General features: G+C 68.2%; 16 protein-coding genes and 3 pseudogenes. 9 read left to right on the top strand and 10 right to left on the bottom strand.

Going from position 1 to position 20,034, the window contains the following annotated elements:
- The first annotated feature begins 160 nt into the window (after positions 1 to 160).
- The 3 genes and pseudogenes from LIV37_RS12235 to LIV37_RS12225 form a co-directional block, all read left to right on the top strand.
- Complete coding sequence (locus LIV37_RS12235; RefSeq protein ID WP_020867425.1) at positions 161 to 2,503, top strand: transketolase-like TK C-terminal-containing protein; 2,343 nt, start codon at positions 161 to 163, stop codon at positions 2,501 to 2,503.
- A 468-nt stretch (positions 2,504 to 2,971) separates the two neighbouring features.
- On the top strand, positions 2,972 to 3,634 hold the full coding sequence (locus LIV37_RS12230; protein ID WP_020867424.1) for an adenylate kinase: 663 nt from the start codon (positions 2,972 to 2,974) through the stop codon (positions 3,632 to 3,634).
- Positions 3,635 to 4,068: 434 nt separating this feature from the next.
- Positions 4,069 to 4,551: pseudogene (locus tag LIV37_RS12225) on the top strand (MarR family transcriptional regulator); the annotation flags it as partial.
- Positions 4,552 to 4,585: 34 nt separating this feature from the next.
- On the opposite strand, the pseudogene LIV37_RS12215 reads toward LIV37_RS12225, so the two are convergent.
- The 4 genes and pseudogenes from LIV37_RS12215 to LIV37_RS12200 all read right to left on the bottom strand — a co-directional run bounded on the left by LIV37_RS12215 (position 4,586) and on the right by LIV37_RS12200 (position 8,705).
- Positions 4,586 to 5,334: pseudogene (locus LIV37_RS12215) on the bottom strand (ATP-binding protein).
- Between the two features lie 19 nt (positions 5,335 to 5,353).
- Positions 5,354 to 6,400 carry a Mu transposase domain-containing protein gene (locus LIV37_RS12210; protein WP_243146351.1) on the bottom strand — a complete coding sequence of 349 codons (1,047 nt, stop codon included), beginning with the start codon at positions 6,398 to 6,400 and terminating at the stop codon, positions 5,354 to 5,356.
- Between the two features lie 341 nt (positions 6,401 to 6,741).
- Positions 6,742 to 8,016, bottom strand: a complete 1,275-nt coding sequence (locus tag LIV37_RS12205; RefSeq protein ID WP_020867421.1) for an MFS transporter — start codon at positions 8,014 to 8,016, stop codon at positions 6,742 to 6,744.
- Complete coding sequence (locus LIV37_RS12200; protein ID WP_121825560.1) at positions 8,013 to 8,705, bottom strand: FadR/GntR family transcriptional regulator; 693 nt, start codon at positions 8,703 to 8,705, stop codon at positions 8,013 to 8,015. Before LIV37_RS12200 ends, LIV37_RS12205 begins: the two co-directional genes overlap by 4 nt.
- Before the next feature lie 400 nt (positions 8,706 to 9,105).
- On the opposite strand from LIV37_RS12200, the gene LIV37_RS12195 reads away from it, so the two are divergent.
- Positions 9,106 to 9,549, top strand: coding sequence for an ATP-binding protein (locus tag LIV37_RS12195; protein ID WP_121825561.1), 444 nt, complete (start codon positions 9,106 to 9,108; stop codon positions 9,547 to 9,549).
- Positions 9,550 to 9,701: 152 nt separating this feature from the next.
- Here LIV37_RS12195 and LIV37_RS12190 read toward each other — a convergent pair whose 3' ends face one another.
- The 5 genes from LIV37_RS12190 to LIV37_RS52545 form a co-directional block, all read right to left on the bottom strand.
- The gene (locus LIV37_RS12190) at positions 9,702 to 11,450 is read right to left on the bottom strand and encodes an acetyl/propionyl/methylcrotonyl-CoA carboxylase subunit alpha (RefSeq protein ID WP_121826087.1); all 1,749 of its coding nucleotides are present in this window, start codon (positions 11,448 to 11,450) and stop codon (positions 9,702 to 9,704) included.
- Entirely contained in the window at positions 11,447 to 11,860 is a 414-nt protein-coding gene (locus LIV37_RS12185; protein WP_020867418.1) for a cobalamin-dependent protein, read from the bottom strand. The genes LIV37_RS12190 and LIV37_RS12185 overlap by 4 nt, the downstream gene beginning before the upstream one ends.
- 156 nt (positions 11,861 to 12,016) lie before the next feature.
- On the bottom strand, positions 12,017 to 12,223 hold the full coding sequence (locus LIV37_RS12180; RefSeq protein ID WP_121825562.1) for an acyl-CoA carboxylase epsilon subunit: 207 nt from the start codon (positions 12,221 to 12,223) through the stop codon (positions 12,017 to 12,019).
- 57 nt (positions 12,224 to 12,280) lie between these two features.
- The gene (locus LIV37_RS12175; protein ID WP_121825563.1) at positions 12,281 to 13,885 is read right to left on the bottom strand and encodes an acyl-CoA carboxylase subunit beta; all 1,605 of its coding nucleotides are present in this window, start codon (positions 13,883 to 13,885) and stop codon (positions 12,281 to 12,283) included.
- 390 nt (positions 13,886 to 14,275) lie between these two features.
- Positions 14,276 to 14,620: a Zn-ribbon domain-containing OB-fold protein gene (locus LIV37_RS52545; RefSeq protein WP_373920771.1), complete on the bottom strand. Its 345-nt coding sequence runs from the start codon at positions 14,618 to 14,620 to the stop codon at positions 14,276 to 14,278.
- A 384-nt stretch (positions 14,621 to 15,004) separates the two neighbouring features.
- Between LIV37_RS52545 and LIV37_RS12170 the strand changes: the two genes are divergently transcribed.
- The 3 genes from LIV37_RS12170 to LIV37_RS12160 all read left to right on the top strand — a co-directional run bounded on the left by LIV37_RS12170 (position 15,005) and on the right by LIV37_RS12160 (position 16,933).
- Positions 15,005 to 15,688, top strand: a complete 684-nt coding sequence (locus tag LIV37_RS12170; protein ID WP_020867416.1) for a TetR family transcriptional regulator — start codon at positions 15,005 to 15,007, stop codon at positions 15,686 to 15,688.
- Positions 15,689 to 16,056: 368 nt separating this feature from the next.
- Positions 16,057 to 16,338: a transposase gene (locus tag LIV37_RS52540; protein WP_243146352.1), complete on the top strand. Its 282-nt coding sequence runs from the start codon at positions 16,057 to 16,059 to the stop codon at positions 16,336 to 16,338.
- Entirely contained in the window at positions 16,331 to 16,933 is a 603-nt protein-coding gene (locus tag LIV37_RS12160; protein WP_148717852.1) for an IS3 family transposase, read from the top strand. The genes LIV37_RS52540 and LIV37_RS12160 overlap by 8 nt, the downstream gene beginning before the upstream one ends.
- Positions 16,934 to 16,955: 22 nt before the next feature.
- On the opposite strand, the pseudogene LIV37_RS12155 reads toward LIV37_RS12160, so the two are convergent.
- Positions 16,956 to 17,935 (bottom strand): annotated as a pseudogene (locus LIV37_RS12155) (IS701 family transposase); the annotation flags it as partial.
- A 105-nt stretch (positions 17,936 to 18,040) separates the two neighbouring features.
- On the opposite strand from LIV37_RS12155, the gene LIV37_RS12150 reads away from it, so the two are divergent.
- Both LIV37_RS12150 and LIV37_RS12145 read left to right on the top strand, forming a co-directional pair.
- A complete protein-coding gene (locus LIV37_RS12150; RefSeq protein ID WP_121825554.1) occupies positions 18,041 to 19,219 on the top strand; it encodes an LLM class flavin-dependent oxidoreductase in 1,179 nt (392 codons plus the stop codon).
- Positions 19,216 to 20,034, top strand: coding sequence for an enoyl-CoA hydratase/isomerase family protein (locus LIV37_RS12145; protein ID WP_020867412.1), 819 nt, complete (start codon positions 19,216 to 19,218; stop codon positions 20,032 to 20,034). Before LIV37_RS12150 ends, LIV37_RS12145 begins: the two co-directional genes overlap by 4 nt.

Here is a 20,034-nt window from a genome sequence, read left to right as displayed (position 1 = left end):
ACCGGTCCAGCGCCCTGGGCCAGCCGATCAGGTGGCCCGAATTCAAGCAGAATGCTCGATCTAAAAGGCACATCCTGTGCAGTCGCGGAGTTGCCCGCCTTCTGGCGGAGCATAACGCGAATTCCCTAAGGCATGGTGCCGAATGCGGAGGTGGTCTGTGATGGTGGCGGAACCAAGGTCGGCCGGCGGCAGCGGCGGTCCTGCCCAGGCGGAGGAGCTTGTTGCGCTGGAGTCGGTCGAACAGCGGGTGCTGTGGCTGTCCACCGCGATCATCGATCACGCCAACCGGGTGCGACCGAACCCTTCGGGGCTGAAGGTGGGCGGTCACCAGGCATCCAGTGCCTCGATGACCTCGATCATGACGGCGCTGTGGTTTCACGCGCTGACTGCCGAGGACCGGGTGTCGGTCAAGCCTCATGCCTCACCGGTGTTGCACGCGATCAACTACTTGCTGGGCGAGCTGGACGAGTCCTACCTGACCACGCTGCGCGCCTTCGGTGGCCTGCAGAGCTACCCCAGTCGTTCCAAGGACCCCGACCCGGCCGACTACTCCACCGGTTCGGTCGGTATCGGCGCCACCGCTCCCCTGTGGGGCGCTCTCGCCCGGCGTTACGTGGAGGGGCGCTTCGGCGGTGCCGGGAGGGGGCGCCAGTACTCCCTGCTCGGCGACGCCGAGCTGGACGAAGGCGCGATCTGGGAAGCCATCCAGGATCCGATGGTGCCGGGCCTGGGCGAAGCGGTGTGGGTCGTCGACCTCAACCGGCAGTCCCTCGACCGGGTCATCCCCGGCATCGCCGCGGACAAGCTGCAGGGTATGTTCGCCGCGGCCGGGTGGCAGGTCATCACCCTCAAGTACGGGCATCTCCTGCAGGGGTTGTTCACCCGGCCCGGCGGCGAGGCCCTGCGCGCTCGTATCGATGCCATGGGCAACCCCGAATACCAGCGCCTGCTGCGCTGCTCCGCCGACGAGCTGCGCGAGCGCTTGCCCGGCACCGGCTCGACCGCCGGGCCGATCGCCGACCTCATCGCCCCCCTGGACGACGCCTCGCTCCTGGCGGCGCTGCGCAACCTGGGCGGCCACGACATCGGCGCGCTGTCGGATGCGTTCGCCGGTGTCGACGACACCCGCCCGACCGTGATCTTCGCGTACACGGTGAAGGGCTACGGGCTGCCCACCGAGGGCCACCCGCAAAACCACTCCTCGCTCCTGACTGCCGACCAGATGAGTGCACTGGCTGACCGCCTGGGAACCGATCTCGACGACCCGTGGACGCGTTTCGGTGCGGGTTCGGCGGAAGCGGCCCTGTGCGCGGCGGCCGCCCAGCGGCTGCACCGCCCCGAACAGGCGCCCCAAAAGCCCCCTGCCGTTCCCGCCGACCTCGCGCGCCCGGCCCCTACCGGCATCGGGAACACTCAGCAGGCTCTCGGCCGCGTCCTGCTGGATCTCACCCGGCGGGCGCCGGAGGCGGCCGCCCGGATCGTGACCGTCAGCCCGGACGTCAGCTCCACCACCAACCTCGGCGGCTGGCTCAACAAGGTCGGTGTGTGGTCCCCGGCCGAGCGCCCCAACTGGTTCGCCGACGACGCCGAGACCATCCTGCAGTGGCGTGAGCAGCCGACCGGTCAGCACGTGGAGCTGGGCATCGCGGAGACCAACCTGGTCGGTCTCCTCGGCGAGCTGGGCGCCACCTGGAGTCGGTGGGGCCAGCCGCTGCTGCCGATCGGCGTCGTCTACGATCCCTTCGTCAACCGGGCCCTGGAGCCTTGGTCGTTCGGCATCTATGCCGGTGGCCAATCGATCTTGGTCGGCACCCCCTCCGGTGTCACCCTCGCCCCGGAGGGCGGCGCCCACCAGTCGATCACCACCCCCTCGCTGGGCATTGAACAGCCCGGCTGCGTCACCTATGAGCCGGCGTTCGCGATCGACACCGAATGGTGCCTGCTCGCCGCACTCGGCAACTTGGCCAGCCCAGAGGGCACGTCGGCCTATCTGCGGCTGTCGACCCGACCCATCGACCAGTCGACAGCCGCGGTGCCCAGCGACCCGGCCGCTCGCGAACGCCGTCGCCGACATGTGACCGCCGGGGCCTACCGGCTGCGGCAGTACGAGAAGCCCGTGGTGACACTCGCCGCGATGGGCGCTTTGGTCCCGGAGGCCCTGGCCGCCGCCGACCGGCTCGCCGCCCTCGGGCATGGCGCCGACGTTGTGTGCGTGACCAGCCCGGACCTACTCTTCCGCGCACTCCAGGCCCGTCGCGGCCTGTCGGACGACCCGGCCTGGATCCTCGACCAGGTCTTTCCCCTCGACCGGGCCACCCCGCTGGTCACCGTCCTGGACGGGCATCCCCACACCCTGGCTTTCCTGAGCACGATCCAGAACGTTCCCGTCAGCACCCTCGGCGTGACCCGGTTCGGCCAGTCCGGGGCGATCGAGGACGTCTACCGCTACCACCGCATCGACACGGACAGCATCGTCACCACCGCCCTCGACCTCATCGATTGAGCGAGCACCCGGAGCCTCCGCGTGCAGGGGCTTCGCCTCTCATACCCCGTCCGGCGGCACGCCCCTGTCTTGCCGAAAAGACGTGCCGCCGGACGGTCCCGGTGCAGCCGACCCGCACCACCCTCCATGGGGCAACAGCTCCCCACCCACTCCGTCCGGCGGCACGGCGCGGCACCCGCCCTGACAAGCCGCGCCCTGCCGCTGGACGGTCGCAACCAACCTGTCCGCCCTTCCCACGGCGAGCCGAGCAGACACTCCACCCAGACGATTGGACATGTGATGAAGGCTCTGAGCGGAATCGAACGAAAATGGTCCGGGGCTCCGGCCGTCCCCCGACCAGCCGCACCATCAGCCAGTCGTCGGTATCAGGCCGTGGGTGGCAGGATCGGCGAGGTCGTCTCCAAGCCGTCCGCAAGCGCCTCCGTCGCCGATGAACTCCAGCAGCGCAATGCCGAAGTTCCTCCGCCGATGCGCATCGTCCTCGTCGGGCCGCCGGGCGCTGGTAAGGGCACTCAGGCCACACGCCTGGCCGGGAAGCTGTCGATCCCGCACATCTCTACGGGCGATCTGTTCCGGGCCAACATCAGTCGGCAGACCGAGCTCGGGAAACTCGCGAAGGTCTCCATGGACGCCGGCAACCTCGTCCCCGACGAGCTCACCATCGCGATGGCGAAGGACCGCATGCAACAGCCGGATGCCGAGAACGGCTTCCTGCTCGACGGTTTCCCGCGCAACGTCTCGCAGGCCGAGGCGCTCGACGAGCTGCTGAGGACCGAGGCCATCAAGCTGGACGCGGTTCTTGACCTCGAAGTCCCCGAGGGAGAGGTCATCAAGCGCATCGCCGGCCGGCGCATCTGCCGCGGCCGGTCGGCACACGTGTTCCACGTGTCGTACAGCCCGCCGAAGAAACAGGGCGTGTGCGACGTCTGCGGCGGTGAGCTCTACCAGCGCGACGACGACTCCGAGGAGACCGTCCGCAAGCGGCTCGAGGTCTACTACACGCAGACCGAGCCGGTCATCGAGTACTACAAGACGCAGGGCCTCGCGGTCACGATCTCCTCCCTGGGACCTGTGGACGAGGTCACGCGGCGGGCGTTGGAAGCCCTCAAGCGCGAGGACGACGGCAAGTAGCCGCCAGCACGTCTTCCGCCAACACAAATGGCGGCGGCGGGCGTGTGCCCGGGGCGGAGTGCCCCTTGACGTCCGGGGGGCCGACTTCTGCAGCTTTTGGCCGACTGGTAGCAGGTCACTGCCAGACTGCGGGGATGGACGCAGGTATGGCCGTGCTTCTGGGCGCCGCTGTGGGCGGGTTGTTCGGGTCCGGAGGGACGTCCGGGGCCGCGTTCCCGTCGGGCCGTTTGCAGGGCCGGAGTCAGCATGAGCAGTGGCGGAAGGCGGGGCGGACGGGGGACAGCAGGCCGTCCGGGCGAGCGGACATCTCAGATCCTTGTGTGCGGACAGTTGACCTCCCTGCCCGGTACGACTACTCGTCCCTCGGATGGGGACGTGTGAGCGTTGGGGCCCCGTTGCGATGGCGGTGCGATGGGGGATATAGCGTCGCGATGATGAGACCGCTGACTGACACCACCACCGACCAGGCGCCAGCTGATCCGGCCGCCACCGACGACATGCTGGCCACTCAGCCCATTGGATACTGGAGTGGCCTCGCCCACGCGGCCGTCACCCGGCATCTGCGTGACGCCATGGCCAGGGTCGACGTCACGCAGCCGCAGTACTGGGTGCTCAACCGGGTGAACGGCGGGTCCGTGGCGCCGAGCCGCGAGGAGGTCGTCATCCAATTGACGCCGCTTGTGGACGGACCGCACGAGATCGCTCGTGTCATCGACCAGCTGTTCCACCGCGGCTGGCTCCGGACCGATGCCGGGCAGCGCCTGCAGCTCACCGATGCCGGGGAGGCTGCCAGGGTGCGGCTGCGCGAGCTGGTGACCGAGCTGCGCGCCGTGGTCCACGAGGGCATCAGCGACGTAGAGTACGTGGCCGCGCTGAAGGTGCTGCGCAGGATGGTCACCAACGTCGAGGACAACGGGGACTCCCAAGGTTCTTGGTCGGCCGACGAACCCGTCAAGGAGACACGCTCTGGCCCGGCTGGTTCAGTGGGACGACGCCCTGGCCGGTGGTGGCCTGGGTCAGCCGCAGGCTGGAGCCTTCGGTGAGGACGATGTGCGCGTGGTGAAGGAGCCGGTCGACGGCGGCGGTGGCCAGTGTCCTGGGCATGATCGAGTCGAAGCTGAGGGGTGCAGGTTCGAGGTGACGATCACCGAGCGGCGTTCGTAGGCGGCATCGATGACTCGGTAGAACGCTTCTGCGGCGGCCTGCCCGGAGGGCAGCATGCCGATGTCGTCGATGATGATGAGGTCGCACCGGGTGATCTTCGCGACGGCCTTGGCGACGGTTGCCCGGCCCAGGCGAGCGGTCAGTGATTCCAGCGTGAACCAGCAGACCTTCATGCCTTCATCGATCGCTTTGTTCGCGAGGGCCTCGGCGAGGTGGCTCTTCCCCGTGCCGGAGGGCCGGTCAACCGCCAAGTTCTCCGCGCGGGAGATCCACTCCAGCGTCATCAGCGCGTGCTGGGTCGGCGCCGGGATCGAGGAATCCGTTTCCCGCCAGGAGTCGAAGGTTTTCCCGGACGGAAGTTGGGCGAGCCATCGGTGGTTGCGGCGAGTGGCCTCATCCCGGCCCTTGATCTCTTCCTCCAGCAGAATCCGGATCACCTCGGCCGGGTCCCAGCGTTGCGAGCGGGCGGTGGCGAGGACCTCGGGGGCCGCCCGGCGCAAGTACGGAAACCTCATCCGCTTCAGGACGGTCTCCAGCTCGGCGGGGACCGGTGGATCAGGAAGCCGGGCGGCCGAAGTCGGCCCAGGCGGAGGTGCCGGGCTGGACGGAGTGTGTCTCGTCCGCGACGACGAGATCGGCGGGGCGGGCGCCGTGCCGACGGTGTTGGACGATGGACATCAAGTCGTCCTCGGCGAATCGGCCGGCGGTCGCGGCGAGACCGAGGCCCAGGTCGACCTCCGCAGGACCGATGAGGGCAGCGAGCTCGACGGCGGCGGCCATCCTCACCCGGATCCGGGTGGTGCCCGCGGCGCCGGCCTCGATCAGCCAGGACTTCGTTCCGGGGCCGAGCCGGAGGAAGGCTTCCTCGGCATCGTTGACGGGCTTGGGTCTGGGCTGGCGCGGGGAGCCGTCCGTCTCCTGCGGATGGTTCGGATAGTGCGCCAGGTCGATGACGGGCCGTCCGGGCAGGGACAATGGATGCCGGGCGACTTCCATCAGCCCGGCCGGACCCTGCATCCACTCCGGCCGGTGCGCGAGCCGGGACAGGTCCACCACCACGACGAGTTCCTCGCCGTCCGCGCGGACCCAGGCTTCCTGGCCGACCAGGCCCGGCGGGGTCGAGTACCGGACCGAGCCGAAACGGACGGTTTGGTCCCTCAGCACCTGACGGGACTCACCGAGCGCGAGGGTGTGAGGGGCCACGGGAAGTGGGTGCAGGCGGGTGCGTTCGACGTCCAGCGCGGAGGCGGGGGTCCTGCTCGTCTCCCGGTGGACGCGGGTGTTGACCTGCTGGCAGAAGACCGCACAGGCTCCGCGGAGTTCGGCGAAGCTGGCGTACTTCTCCCGCAGGTTCGCGGTGGTGGGGATCTGGTCCGCCTTCGCGATACGGACGGTGGCCTCACTGCCCCCTTTGGACTCGGGATCGAAGGGGACACACGTGTGTACTTGCAGGCCGTAATGACGTCCCGCGGCGACGACTTGAGGATGACGGACCGCGATCCCGGCGACCCGGTCGATGGTCATCGTCTTCTCGTTGTCGGTGAGTACATAGGTCGGTGCCCCGCCGATCGCCCGCAGAGTGGAGTCGAGGCACGAGATCACCGTGGGCAGGGTCCGGTCCCAGACCGGGATCACCACCCGGAAGCGGGACCAGGCCGGCCACGCGCAGAACAGGAGCGTCTCGCGCTCACTTCCACCGCCCGGACCAGGTACTTTCGGGCCCCATCCCCAGTCGAACTGCAACCAGAGACCGGGCTCGGTGATCCACGGCCGGTAAGTACGACGGTGGCCGGCCCGCCAGCGTTCCTTCGCCCGAGCGACCCCTCGCGGGTCGGGGAGCCCTTGATGCCGAGCTTTGCCTCCGGGGCGCCGAAGGAGGCGCCCTCGGTTCAGGGGGCTGACTTCGCGTTCTCTGCATGTGGTCCGGTGTGTTCTGGACGGCGTCAGTCTGTCTCGCGGTCGGGCCGGGTGCGAACGTGGCGGTCGCGTCCGGCGCCATAACCGGCGGCGGCCATGACCAGGCTCAATGCGGTGAGGAGAAGGAGAGCACCGGTCCAGCTGCCGGTGGTGTCGTGGAGGACGCCGAGAAGGAGGGGGCCGGTCGCGGCGACGAGGTAGCCGATGGACTGAGCCATCCCGGCCAGGGCTGTGGTCTCGCTGGGACCAGTGGCACGTTGGCTTTGGAAGCTCAGGGCGAGCACGAGACAGACACCGGCGCCCAACCCGAGAAGAGTGCATGCCGCGAGTGCGAGCGCTGGAAAGAGGAGCAGGAGCGCGAAGCCTGCGGCGACGATCGCTGAGCCCGTGGCAGCAGCGAAGCGCTGGTCGTGGCGGCCTCGAGTGATCAAAGGCAGCAGCATGCTCGTGACCAGTGCGACGAGCTGGTAGTAGAACAGCATCCAGCCGGCAGATGTGGTGCTCATGCCCTGCTGACTGAGGATGCTGGGCAGCCAAGCGATGGCGGTGTAGAAGGCAAGGGATTGCAGGCCCATGAAGAAGGACACCTGCCACGCCAGCCAGGATCGCCATGGGGTTCGAGCGTGTGTCCCATGAGACCGCACGCCGCCGTCCGGGCGGGAGTCGCGTAGCCGAGGCAACCACACGGCGAGAGCGGCGACGGCGACGACCACTCCCCAGGCCAGGGCGGAATGCCAGGTTCCGGGCAGGACCTCGGCAAGCGGGACGGAGATGCCGGACGACAGAGCGGCGACCATTCCCATAGCGGTGACGTAGAGAGCGCTGACGGTATGAACCCGCGGGCCGGGCACGTGGGTGCGAATCACCGTAGGCAGCAGGACGTTGCCAACTGCGATCGCCACCGAGAGGATCACGGTTCCGAGGAACAAACAGGCAAGCGAAGGCAAGGACCGGATCACGGTGCCCGCTGCCAGCACTGCGAGGGCGGCCACGAGGAGGCGGGTGGTGCCGACCCGGTGCGAGGTGCGCCCGACAAAGGGCGAAGTCACAGCAAACACAAACAGCGGCAGGGTGCTCAGTACGCCTCCCTCTGACGCAGTCAACCCGGTGTCGTGCTCGATGGCCGGCAGCAGTGTGCCCACGCCCGTCAAGGTCACGCGCAGGTTGGCCGCCACCAAAAGGATCGCGATCAAGAGGCCGGCCGAAAGGGCGGGCGTGGTAACCGGCGTCTTCGGGGTTGTGATCCGGTCGGCCTTCGTAGCCGTGGTGAGGCCGGCGCGGGAGTTCCTCGAGGTGGTCACTTCTGTCGTTCCGTTCCGGTCTCGGTGAGCTTCACGATCTCGGTGGCGCAGTAGCGTGCACCGACCTCGTCTTGCGCCGCGATCGCCTCAACGAGACGCCTGTGCAGAAGGCAGTGCTCCGCGGCCGTCGCGCTGGGCCAGAGCATGCCGCCGATCTGTTCGGCGACCGCGATGCTGAGGACGTCGTACACCTCGGTGAGAAGGGTGTTCCCGCTGGCACTCACCACGGCCTGGTGGAAGCGGGTATCGCGCTCCGCGATGGCGGCCATCTCCGGTGAATCCGCTGTCGCCTCGGCCTCGTCGAGGAGGTGCCGCAGGCGATTCAGGTCGTCTTCGGTACGCCGCAACGCGGCCAAGCCCGAGGCGTACTCTTCCAGCACCGCGCGCAGTTCCAGCACGTCGCTCCACCTCGAGGTGTTGGCACGTCTCATCAGTACCGAGTGCATTTCGCTCGATGTCCGGACGTACGTCCCGTCGCCCTTCCGAGCCTCCAGCAGGCCCAGATGCACCAGCGCGCCGAGCGCCTCGCGCACCGTCGTACGCCCGACACCGAGTTGCTCGACCAGATCATGTTCGGGCGGAATCCGCGTCCCTACAGGCCATGCGCCGGATGTGATCTGCTCACGAAGGGTGTCCACCAGTTGCGCCGACAAGCTCGCGACGCGGCGCGGCGCACGAAGATCTTTCATAAGGCGACCCTAACACCGAATGTCTGACATCTGTACGTGACGTAGGTCGCCAACCGCCTTGGTCCGCCTGGCGTGCATGGGTTTCGACGCGGCGAATGCGTTGATCGCGGTGGCACGGATGGGCAGCGTCTTGACGTCTTGGCCTAGGTGAGCAGTCGGTAACTTTTTTCCTTTTCGTCCGTGTCTTGACTCCGCTAGTACCACGACATACGTTGAATGTGAATCACCCATAACGTTAGTCGTTGATAACGACGGAAGGGTCGGTACGGACGTCATCGTCGGACCGTCCCGCCGTCCCGGCCGGATCCCCGGTGGCCCGGCGCCGCCGTACCGCGCCCGAGACGTTCCTCTCCGGCCTCGCCGTCCCCCACCCCACCGGGAACACCCCCAGGACAGCGCCATGAATCACAACCTGCCCGTGAAGCTCGGCAACAGCCTTGAGACAGTCTCATCCGCTCGGACAGATGTGGTCTTCCCTCTGCCGCACATTCCAGAAGGTCTTGCCGCCGTCCGCCGACGCGCCGCCCGCGCCATGCAACAGTGGCGCATCCCCGCGGACCTTGCGGACGATGCGCTTCTGGTCGTCTCCGAACTGATCACCAATGCGGTCGTTCACGCCCTTCCCCCTGCGTCGCTGTGCTTGTCCCGGCAGGGTGGCCGGGCTGCGTGCGCTGTCCGCATCGAGGTCACGGACGCGGGCCCGGCGCTGCTGCCCCACCACGGCCGCTCTCCTCGGCAACCCGAGGAGAGCGGCCGCGGGAGCGCCATCGTCGCCGCACTGTCCGCCCGCTCCGGAACCACGACCTACCAGGGCGGAACCACTCGATGGGCGGAAATCCAATAGCCCACGCCCTGACCAGGCCCCGGCGTCCACCCCGCACGGCAGCGTGCGGTCGCGCGGCAGACGTGTCACCTGCATCTGGTGGAGGCGGTCAAGGGGAAGCGCCAGTCAATCCTGGGGCTTACCTCCGAGTGGAACCACGGCGATCATTCCTGTCAGTCCTTGATCTCGCAGATGACCGCGCCCGAGGTGAGGGACGCGCCGACCTCGGCGGCCAGACCCTTGACCGTACCCGCGCGGTGGGCGTTGATGGGCTGTTCCATCTTCATGGCCTCCAGGACCACGACGAGGTCGCCCTCGGCCACGGTGTCGCCCTCGCCCACGGCGACCTTGACGATGGTGCCCTGCATCGGGGAGGCCAGGGCGTCGCCGGAGGCGGCGGAGCCGGACTTCTTGACCGCCTTGCGCTTCGGCTTCTTCGAGCCGCCCGCGGGGGCGGTGGCCACGCCCAGGGAAGCGGGCAGCGAGACCTCCAGCCGCTTGCCGCCGACCTCGACCACGACCGTCTCGCGGCCGGTGGGTTCCTCGGTCTCGTCGGCCCCGGTGGGGGTGAACGGGGCGATGGTGTTGTTGAACTCGGTCTCGATCCAGCGGGTGTGGATGGTGAACGGCTCGTTGGTGAACGCCGGGTCCTTCACTACCGCCTGGTGGAACGGGATCGCGGTGGCCATGCCCTCGACCTGGAACTCGGCCAGGGCGCGGGCCGCGCGCTGGAGGGCCTGCTTCCGGGTGGCGCCGGTGACGATCAGCTTGGCCAGCAGCGAGTCCCACGCGGGGCCGATGACGCTGCCGGACTCCACGCCCGCGTCCAGCCGGACACCGGGGCCGGTCGGCGGGACGAAGGAGGTCACGGTTCCCGGGGCGGGCAGGAAGTTGCGGCCCGGGTCCTCGCCGTTGATGCGGAACTCGAACGAGTGCCCCCGCATCGGCGGGTCGTCGTAGCCGATGGCCTCGCCGTCGGCGATGCGGAACATCTCGCGGACCAGGTCGATGCCGGTGACCTCCTCGGTGACCGGGTGTTCCACCTGGAGCCGGGTGTTGACCTCGAGGAAGGAGATGGTGCCGTCGTTGCCGACGAGGAACTCGACGGTGCCCGCGCCGACGTATCCGGCCTCCTTGAGGATGGCTTTGGAGGCGGTGTAGAGCTGGGTGTTCTGGTCCTCGGTGAGGAAGGGGGCGGGGGCCTCTTCGACGAGTTTCTGGTGGCGGCGCTGGAGGGAGCAGTCGCGGGTGGAGACCACGACGACGTTGCCGTGGGTGTCGGCCAGGCACTGGGTCTCGACGTGGCGGGGCTTGTCCAGGTAGCGCTCGACGAAGCATTCGCCGCGGCCGAAGGCGGCCACGGCTTCGCGGACGGCGGAGTCGTAGAGCTCGGGGACCTCTTCCATCGTGCGGGCGACTTTCAGGCCGCGGCCGCCGCCGCCGAAGGCGGCTTTGATGGCGATGGGCAGGCCGTGCTGTTCGGCGAAGGCCACGACCTCCTCGGCCCCGGAGACGGGGTCGGGGGTGCCGGCGACGAGGGGGGCGCCGGCGCGCTGGGCGATGTGGCGGGCGGCGACCTTGTCGCCCAGGTCGCGGATGGCGTGTGGCGGGGGGCCGATCCAGGTCAGGCCGGCGTCGAGGACGGCCTGGGCGAACTCGGCGTTCTCGGAGAGGAATCCGTAGCCGGGGTGGACGGCGTCGGCGCCGGATTCGGCGGCCGCGGCCAGGACCTTGGCCTGGTCGAGATAGCTGGCCGCCGGGGTGTCACCGCCCAGCGCATAGGCCTCATCAGCCGCGCGCACATGACATGCGTCCCGGTCCGGATCGGCGTAGACGGCTACGCTCGCGATCCCGGCATCCCGGCAGGCACGGGCAACACGGACAGCGATCTCGCCACGGTTGGCTATAAGCACCTTCATCAGCATGTCGGCTCCAGGGTCTGGTTCGGGGCGGCGTAGAGCCGGTCAATGTTTTCGAGGATCTGGCCCATGTCCGCGCCGAGGGTGGAGACCGCGCGGATGCCCATGGCCTCCAGGGAGGGAATGTCGACGTCGGGGATGATGTCGCCGACAAGGGCACGGACATCGACCGCGTCCTCCGGCGCGGAAAGGTTGATCACCTTCTGCGCGATCGTCAGGTGGGCACCTGAAAGGACGGAGAGACCCAGGACTGGTGCATCCTCGGCGACGACGATGGCGACGATCTGTTCCGGGGCCTGGTGCGGGTCGGTGCCGATGACCTCGTAGCCGGTGTCGCGCGGGAACAGAGCGATGACGTTGGCGCCGCGGTCGTGGCCGTCAAGCCAGGGCTTGACGGTACGGGTGCCCGGCACCGGCGCGGCACCGGCACGAACTGTCCGCTGTTGCGGCGTCTCCACGGTCTCTCCGTTCGAATGGTCAGCGAGGCAGGAGGACCCCACCGGCCGCCAGGGTCAGGGAGTTCGCCGTGCTCGTGCGACGACGTCGCGGATGCTGGCCCCGTGGGTTCCTCAGCGTGGCCAGTAGGAGCTGCGCCACGCTGCCGGGCCCGGCTGGAGCGGGGCGCCGCACGAGATGTTGCGGGTTTTGACCGTCCACTCGTCCAGGTGCTGCGGCGCCGCAGGGACAGCCGAGGCCGCTGCGGCGCGGGCTTGGACCACCACGAGCGCGGCGGCCAGCTCTTCGGGAGTGGGATTGCCGCGTACGACCGTGAACACTATTGGCCGCCCTTTCTGAAGTCCGTGAGGTCAGTGGGGTCAGTGGGGTCAGAGGAGTCAGAGGGGGATGTTGCCGTGCTTCTTCGGGGGCAGCGCCTCGCGCTTGTTCCGCAAGGTCCGCAGGCCGCGGACGATGTGGCGGCGGGTCTCGGAGGGCATGATCACCGCGTCGACGTAGCCTCGCTCGGCCGCGATATACGGATTGAGGAGGGTGTCCTCGTAGTCCGCGATCAGTTCGGTGCGGGTGGTCTCCGGGTCGTCGGAGGAGGCGATGGTGCGCCGGTGGAGGATGTTGACCGCGCCCTGGGCGCCCATGACCGCGATCTGCGCGGTCGGCCAGGCCAGGTTGAGGTCCGCGCCCAGGTGCTTGGATCCCATCACGTCGTACGCGCCGCCGAACGCCTTGCGGGTGATGACCGTGATCAGCGGGACGGTGGCCTCCGCGTAGGCGAAGATCAGCTTGGCGCCGCGCCGGATGATGCCGTTGTACTCCTGGTCGGTGCCGGGCAGGAAGCCGGGCACGTCCACGAAGGTCAGGACGGGCAGGTTGAACGCGTCGCAGGTGCGCACGAAGCGCGCGGCCTTCTCGGAGGCGTCGATGTCCAGGCACCCGGCGAACTGCATCGGCTGGTTGGCCACGATGCCCACCGGGTGGCCCTCGACCCGGCCGAAGCCGGTGATGATGTTGGGCGCGAAGAGCGCCTGCGTCTCCATGAACTCGTTGTCGTCCAGCACGTGCTCGATGGCCTTGCGCACGTCGTACGGCTGGTTCGCCGAGTCCGGGATGAGGGTGTCCATCTCCCGGTCCTCGTCCGAGACCTCCAGATCGGCCTCGTCGGGGAAGGCCGGGGGCTCGGAGAGGTTGTTGGAGGGGAGGTAGGACAGCAGCGCCTTGACGTACTCGATGCCGTCCTTCTCGTCCCCGGCCATGTAGTGCGCGACACCGGAGGTGGTGTTGTGGGTCCGGGCGCCGCCCAGCGCCTCGAAGCCGACGTCCTCACCCGTGACCGTCTTGATCACATCGGGCCCGGTGATGAACATGTGCGAGGTCTGGTCGACCATCACCGTGAAGTCGGTGATCGCCGGCGAGTAGACCGCCCCGCCCGCGCACGGGCCCACGACCAGGCTGATCTGCGGGATCACCCCCGAGGCGTGGGTGTTGCGGCGGAAGATCTCGCCGTACATGCCGAGGGAGACCACACCCTCCTGGATGCGGGCGCCACCGGAGTCGTTGATGCCGACGACCGGGCAGCCGGTCTTGAGCGCGAAGTCCATGACCTTGACGATCTTCTCGCCGAACACCTCTCCGAGCGCCCCGCCGAAGACCGTGAAGTCCTGGGAGAACACGGCCACCGGGCGGCCGTCGACCGTGCCGTAACCGGTCACGACCCCGTCCCCGTAGGGCCGGTTCTGGTCGATGCCGAAGTTGGTCGAGCGGTGCCGGGCGAACTCGTCGAGCTCGGTGAAGGACCCCTCGTCCAGGAGGAGGTCGATCCGTTCGCGCGCGGTCAGCTTGCCCTTGGCGTGCTGCTTCTCCACCGCGCGCGCGGACCCGGCGTGGGTCGCTTCTTCGATGCGGCGCTGCAGGTCCGCGAGCTTCCCCGCGGTGGTGTGGCGGTCTGGAATCTCGGGGGCGGTCGGCTGCGCGGGCTCGGTGCTCACTGCTTGGTTCCCTTCTGAGCGTTGGCGCTGGTGGCGTGCCAGGTGGTGAGCAAGAACCCGGTTGCCGAAGCAGCTGTGAATGAGTTTCCGAGCGGGAACGGCACTGCCATCCGCACCGGGGAACCCGGAATGAGGGTGGCCGGTTGGTGAAGCGGGGCCGTCAGACCGGCGCCTGGAGGCACCGTTACGTCATTGCGGCTCAACGTTCTTGGCAGGAACGAATCGGTCGGCAGCGGAGGGCGGCGTGGCAGGTGGCAGGCAGGGATCATCGGAGGCACTCCAGAGGTGATGGGCAATGGCCTGCGGGACCGAGCTCAAGGTCAGAAGGTGCGGTGGGGGACGTACACACCCCCGACGTCGCTGGAGCGAGTGGGCGTGCTGCCTCGACCTTCATCGCCACGGAGGCTGTGGCGGCTCGCAGAGGCGGAAGAGGAGTGCCTGAGGGCCGGACTCGATGCCTTCTGTCAGACACACCGGGGCCCCGACCCGCACGGTGAGCGGCGGCACGCCGATGACCCTGGAGCACAGCCAGAATCCCTCGTTCATGTTGATGGTGGCGAGTGCGCACTGTCTCCCGGGGCTCCGGCCCATGGCCAGGACATGACGGATGACCCCGGTGCCGCAACTGAGCTCCCAGACGAGATCGGTGGAGGCGCAGACGGGACACAACAGACGGCGGAAGACTGCGGTCCGACACCAGCGGCAACGCTGGAAGTACAGCTCTCCACCCCCCACTCCGCCCAGCGGCACCTGCGTGGGGCAGTCCGCCTCCGGGAGTGGGCTCGCGCTTGGATCGACCTCCCGTTCGACGGGGGCGCTATCGGTGGTTTCGATCGCTGTATGGAGCACGGTGTCCCTCTCCGTCCCCGTCCCGAAATGACCCGCGACGGGAGGCGAGGGCTCACCGATCACGGCTGTAGCACGTCGGCACCGCTGTGGCGGCGTGTTTCACAAGCTATGGGATCCAGTTCCGGAAGTAAAGTACTCAGTCCCAAACGACTCCCTGTGATAGAAGCCTCACTGCGTCACTCGGCGCCCGATGCTCGAAATGCGGTGTTCGATCCCATCTAGATGAGGCAAGTGGCGTCTGCGCGGTGAGACGGGGAAGGATGAGCGGTCATGAGCAAGCCACCTGCACGGATCCGACTGGCAGACGCCGCATTCGCGCTCTTCGACGAGCGCGGATACGAGCAGACGACCGTCGACGACATCGCTGAGCGAGCGGGGCTCGGGCGCACGACGTTCTTCCGGTACTACCGCACCAAGGAAGACGTCATCTTTCCGGACCACGACCGGCTCCTGGAGTTGATCAGAGATCGGCTGGCGACCTCGAGCCACGGCACCGCTCTGGTCGCCGTGTCGGACGCGGTCCGACTCGTACTGCTGCACTACGTGGATGAGGGCGACCTGGCGAGGCGGCGATACGCCCTCACGAGCAAGGTGGCTGCCCTGCGTGACCGGGAGATCGCCAGCGTGGGCCGCTATCAGCGACTGTTCCGGGAGTTCATCGCGGACTGGCTGGGGGGCCCGACGGAACCGGCGTCGCTGAGGGCCGAACTCATGGCCGCCGCGGTGGTCGCCGCCCACAACCACGTGCTGCGTCGCTGGCTTCGGGGCGAGTCGTCCGACCCGGTCGCCGAGGTGGACGAGGCGATGCGTGAGGTGCTCGCCCTCTTTCCGGCGCCCGGTTCCTCACCGGAGCCCGGCGGTGGCACCACCGTTGTCGCGTTCAGGACCGGGCAGGACATCGACACCCTGCTTCCCTCGTTGAGGCGTCTCGTCGAGGGCGGTGCCGAGCGCTGAAGCCCGCTCCGCTTGATCGAGTGATGCCGCGCACAGCGGAGACCGGGGCGCGCTGTGGCGTGTGAGCTTCCGGCCGTGGCTTCCCCGGTCCCGAACACATTCCCATTCCATAGCGGAACCGCCGGGACCAGCTCAGGAGGCTGGTACTGCTCGACCCGACCCTGTTCCGTCCCTACAACGCTCTGCGGGCAGTCACCCCACTCCCGGTCGCGGCGCTGCGGATTCTCGCCCGGGCCGGCTTCGCCCTCCCACCCGCGCTCGCCGACAACGGCACTCCCAGCCACCCCGGACCGCACCGCGTGGTGACCCGATTCTTTGTCCCTCCCCTCGTAGCGTAGAGACCGTGGCTGCAGGGGAAGTTGGGAGTCATGGCAGAGAAGCGACGGAAGTTCGATGCGGAGTTCCGCGAGGGGGCCGTACGGATCGTCACCGAGACCGGCAAGACCGTCGCCGAGGTCGCGAAGGATCTGGGATCAACGAGACCACGCTGGCCAGTTGGGTATCGCGGGCCCGTCGCGCGGGCACCGCGCCGGGCGGCGGGAATGACGAGCTGGAGCGGCTGCGGCGGGAGAATGCCCAGCTCAAACGGGACAACAAGGAACTCGCGATGGAGCGTGATGTCCTCAAACGCTGCATGGTCCTGTGGGTGAAGTAGCCGTGGCGGACCCGGCGTCCGTCGTCGGGGCGATCGGCGGCCAAAGGACCATGCACGGCATCCCGCACCGCGTCTCCTGCCGCGCCCTGGGCGTGAGCGAGTCGTGGTTCTACAAGCACCGCAGCCGGAAGCCCACCGGGCGTGAGGTCCGCCGGCAGCAGCTGGCCGAGGCGGTGAAAGAGGTGTTCACCCAGCCCGGCGGCACATACGGCTCGCCGAAGATCTGGATCACGCTGATGCGGCAGGGCTGGCGGGTGTCGGTCAACACCATCGCCAAACTCATGGCCGAACTCGGCCTGGTCGCCCGGAGGGTCCGCAGACGCAGGGGGCTGACCCGGCCGGGCAAACGGCCCGCCGCACCGGATCACGTGAAGCGGGACTTCACCGCAGAGGGGCCCGATCTCGTCTGGTGCGGGGACATGACGGAGATCGAGACCGGCGAGGGCAAGCTGTACCCGGCCACGGTTATCGGCCCCTTCTCCCGCCGCCTGCTCGGCTATGAAATGGGAGAGCATCACGACGCCGGCCTGGTCGTCGCCGCCCTCCACATGGCCGCGGCCACCCACACTGCACTAGTAGGACTCCGTTAGGTCCGTCTTGAACTTGGCTTGGGTCCAGGCCCAGACCGTGCTTGAGTTCCCGGTAGTCGTGCTCGATCCGCCAGCGGATCTTCGCCAGGCGGACCAGTTCGGCGATCGGGGTAACCTCGGGCAGGTCGGACAGCCAGAACCGGGTCGGTTCCTCCTCGCCGTCGGGCCATTCGGCCAGCAGCCGCACCTGGGGCAGGACGCCGTCCCACCGGCCGTGCTCGGCCACCGCGGCGGCCTGGGCCAGCCGGCGTGAGCGCACCCCGGCGGGCCGGACGGGCATCGCGAGGAAGCGGGAAGTCATCGGTCCGCGAGAGCCTTCCCGCCAGGTCACCTCGCTGAAGGCGTCCCGTCCGGCGGCCGCGGCCAGTTCCGCCACCGTCACCGGTGGCTGCCGGCAGCGGGGAACCGGCCGACGGCCGGTGCCGGCCCAAGCGGGGGCGTCGGGGACCGCTTCGTGCGGCTGGACGGTGATATCGCCACGGATGCCGACCACGTAACGGATCTCCCGCTCGGCCAGGCCGGTGCGGAAGTCGGCGTTCTGTCCGTAGCCGGCATCCGCCACCACGACCGGCGGCACAAGGCGCCATGCGGCCAGTTCGTCCAAGGCCTCCAAGGCGTCCAAGGCGTCCAAGGCCAGCCGCCACTTCTCCCGGTGCCCGACGTCCTCCGGGACGCCGGTCCGCCGGCGCCGGACGGCGTCCTCCGCCCACTCCCGGGGCAGGAACAGCCGCCAGTTCAGCGGGCACGAGACCGTGTCGGACACCGCGTGCACGCTGATGGCGACCTGGCAGTTCGCCTGCTTGCCCAGCGCACTCAGTACTGATGCCCGACACCGACCGACATCCGTCCGTCCTTGGGGAAGGACACATCGTCCACTGCCCAGGCATCCGGAACGATCCGCGGCACCATCCGCTCCGCGATCCGCCGCCGCACCGGTGCCGGATCCCACGGCGACTGGTTCACGAACTGCTACAGGTTCTGCTCATTGGCCTGTGCGCACCTGGCCAACCCCACGAAGTTACCAATACCTAACAGATTTTGGGCCTTGACCTGGGCTGGGGCCACGCCCTACGTTATCGCCCACTAACATTTGACGGAAGGGTCGGTATGGACTTCATCCTCATGTCTGAGGGGGACACCCCGGTCGGGCTTACGCATGAGCACCGCTACCGGGAGCTTGTGGAGGAGGTTCTGCTTGCGGAGCGGGTTGGCTTCGATGCCTTCGGTAGTTCCGAGCAGCATGTTGCTCTGGGTACGGCTTCGGTCTCCGCTCCGGAAGTGCTTTACCCGTACCTGATGGCTCTGACGAGCCGGATGCGGTTCATCCACCTGGTGACGCTGCTGCCGACGCGGATGAACCATGCGCTGCGCGTCGCGGAGCGTGTGGCGACCGAGGACATCCTGTCCAACGGCCGTGTCGAGCTTGGTACCGGGCGCGGCAACACCACGCTCGCCCTGCGCGCGTTTGAGGTGGACCCGTCCGAGAACAAGGCCCAGTGGCGTGAGGGCATCGAGCTGATCCGCAGCGCGTTCCTCAACGACGTGTTCTCGTACGTGGGCGAGCACTACAAGATTCCGCCGCGCAGCCTGGTCCCCAAGCCCCTGCAGGGCCCCTACCCGCCCCTTTCGGCTGCCGCCGGCAGCCCGAGCTCGGTCGAGACGGCCGCCTCGATGGGTATCGGCGCCATCATGGGCGGCCTCTACCTCGGGTTCGACCTCGTCGAGAACATGGTCAAGCTCTACGACGACACTCTCGCCGCCACCAACCACCCCCACCCGATCACGCCGCGCAAGATGGTCGCGGTCGCCGGTGGTATGCACTGCGCCGAGACCACTGCCCAGGCCCGCCTCGAGGCGAAGCCCCTGTTCGAGATGGCCAAGCTGTCCACCGACGCATACGAGCGCCTGTCGAAGCTGTCGAAGGACTACGCCTACATGGGCGCCGTCAAGGACATCGACTTCAACGACGAAGAGTACATGTTCGAACACTCCCAGGGCTTCATGGTCGGCGACCCCGAGCACTGCATCGAACACGTACAGCGATACGCGGACATGGGCGTCGAAGCACTCGTCCTGCGTGTCGACAGCCTGCCCCACGACCAGCTGATGCGCTCGATCGAACTCTTCGGCAAGTACGTCATCCCCCGCTTCAAACACCCCCGCAACGTCGTGCGCCCGGCCGACGACGTACTCGCCGAGATCCGAGCCGCCCGCCCCGCCCACGAAGAAGCACTCCGCCAGTTCAACGACACCCACAACCTCGCGCAGAAGGAGACGGTTCGATGAGCGACCTCTACCAGCACGGCACCGGTGACATCCTCGTCGAACGCAAGGACAACGGCGTCCTCCAGATCACGATCAATCGACCCGACCGGTACAACTCTCTCACCCTGCCGATGTTCGAAGAGATGAACCGGATCTGGGCCGACGTCGAACGCGACGACCAGACCCGGGTCGTCGTCATCACCGGGGCCGGCAAGGCCTTCTGTACCGGGATGGACGTTGCCCAGCCCGATCCCACGCACGAAGACGCGCTTGCGATCATGGAGACCGAACGCAAGCGAACTTCAACGATCCTGCGGATCGAGAAGCCGATCATCTCCGCGATCAATGGGCCCGCGGTCGGTTACGGGCTGTCGACCGCGCTTCTCGCCGACATCAGCATCGCCGCGGACGACGCGGTGCTGATCGAAGGGCACACCAAGGTCGGCGTGACCGCCGGCGACCACGCCGCACTTATCTGGCCGCTGCTCGTCGGCATGGCCAAGACCAAGTACTACGTCCTTACCTCCGAGAAGCTGACGGGCGCCGAAGCCGAGCGGATTGGTCTCGTCAGTCTGTCCGTTCCCCGCGAGCAGGTACTGCCCCGCGCGCTCGAGGTCGCGTCCCAGCTGGCCCGCGGTTCCCAGCAGGCGCTCCGATTCACCAAGCGCGCTCTCAACACCTGGCTCACCAATGCGGCGCCCCAGCACGAGCTGTCTACAGCGCTCGAGGTTCTCGACTTCGCTAGCGCCGACTACGCCGAAGCGCGCCAGGCTTTCCGGGAGAAGCGCCCCGTGGACTTCCCCTCCGCTCGCACCGCCGGCGCACCCGCGAAGTAA

Origin of the sequence: Streptomyces rapamycinicus NRRL 5491 (assembly GCF_024298965.1) — a bacterium.
GTDB lineage: Bacteria > Actinomycetota > Actinomycetes > Streptomycetales > Streptomycetaceae > Streptomyces > Streptomyces rapamycinicus.
Note: the sequence above shows the minus strand (reverse complement) of the source record. Positions and strands in the feature narration are given on the sequence as shown.

Bases quoted from the DNA above. Each gene is read 5' to 3' on its own strand.
- LIV37_RS12150 (WP_121825554.1), top strand. From the start codon at position 18,041: ATGGACTTCATCCTCATGTCTGAGGGGGACACCCCGGTCGGGCTTACG.
- LIV37_RS12145 (WP_020867412.1), top strand. From the start codon at position 19,216: ATGAGCGACCTCTACCAGCACGGCACCGGTGACATCCTCGTCGAACGC.
- LIV37_RS52540 (WP_243146352.1), top strand. From the start codon at position 16,057: ATGGCAGAGAAGCGACGGAAGTTCGATGCGGAGTTCCGCGAGGGGGCC.
- LIV37_RS12170 (WP_020867416.1), top strand. From the start codon at position 15,005: ATGAGCAAGCCACCTGCACGGATCCGACTGGCAGACGCCGCATTCGCG.
- LIV37_RS12200 (WP_121825560.1), bottom strand. From the start codon at position 8,705: ATGAAAGATCTTCGTGCGCCGCGCCGCGTCGCGAGCTTGTCGGCGCAA.
- LIV37_RS12235 (WP_020867425.1), top strand. From the start codon at position 161: ATGGTGGCGGAACCAAGGTCGGCCGGCGGCAGCGGCGGTCCTGCCCAG.
- LIV37_RS12195 (WP_121825561.1), top strand. From the start codon at position 9,106: ATGAATCACAACCTGCCCGTGAAGCTCGGCAACAGCCTTGAGACAGTC.
- LIV37_RS12230 (WP_020867424.1), top strand. From the start codon at position 2,972: ATGCGCATCGTCCTCGTCGGGCCGCCGGGCGCTGGTAAGGGCACTCAG.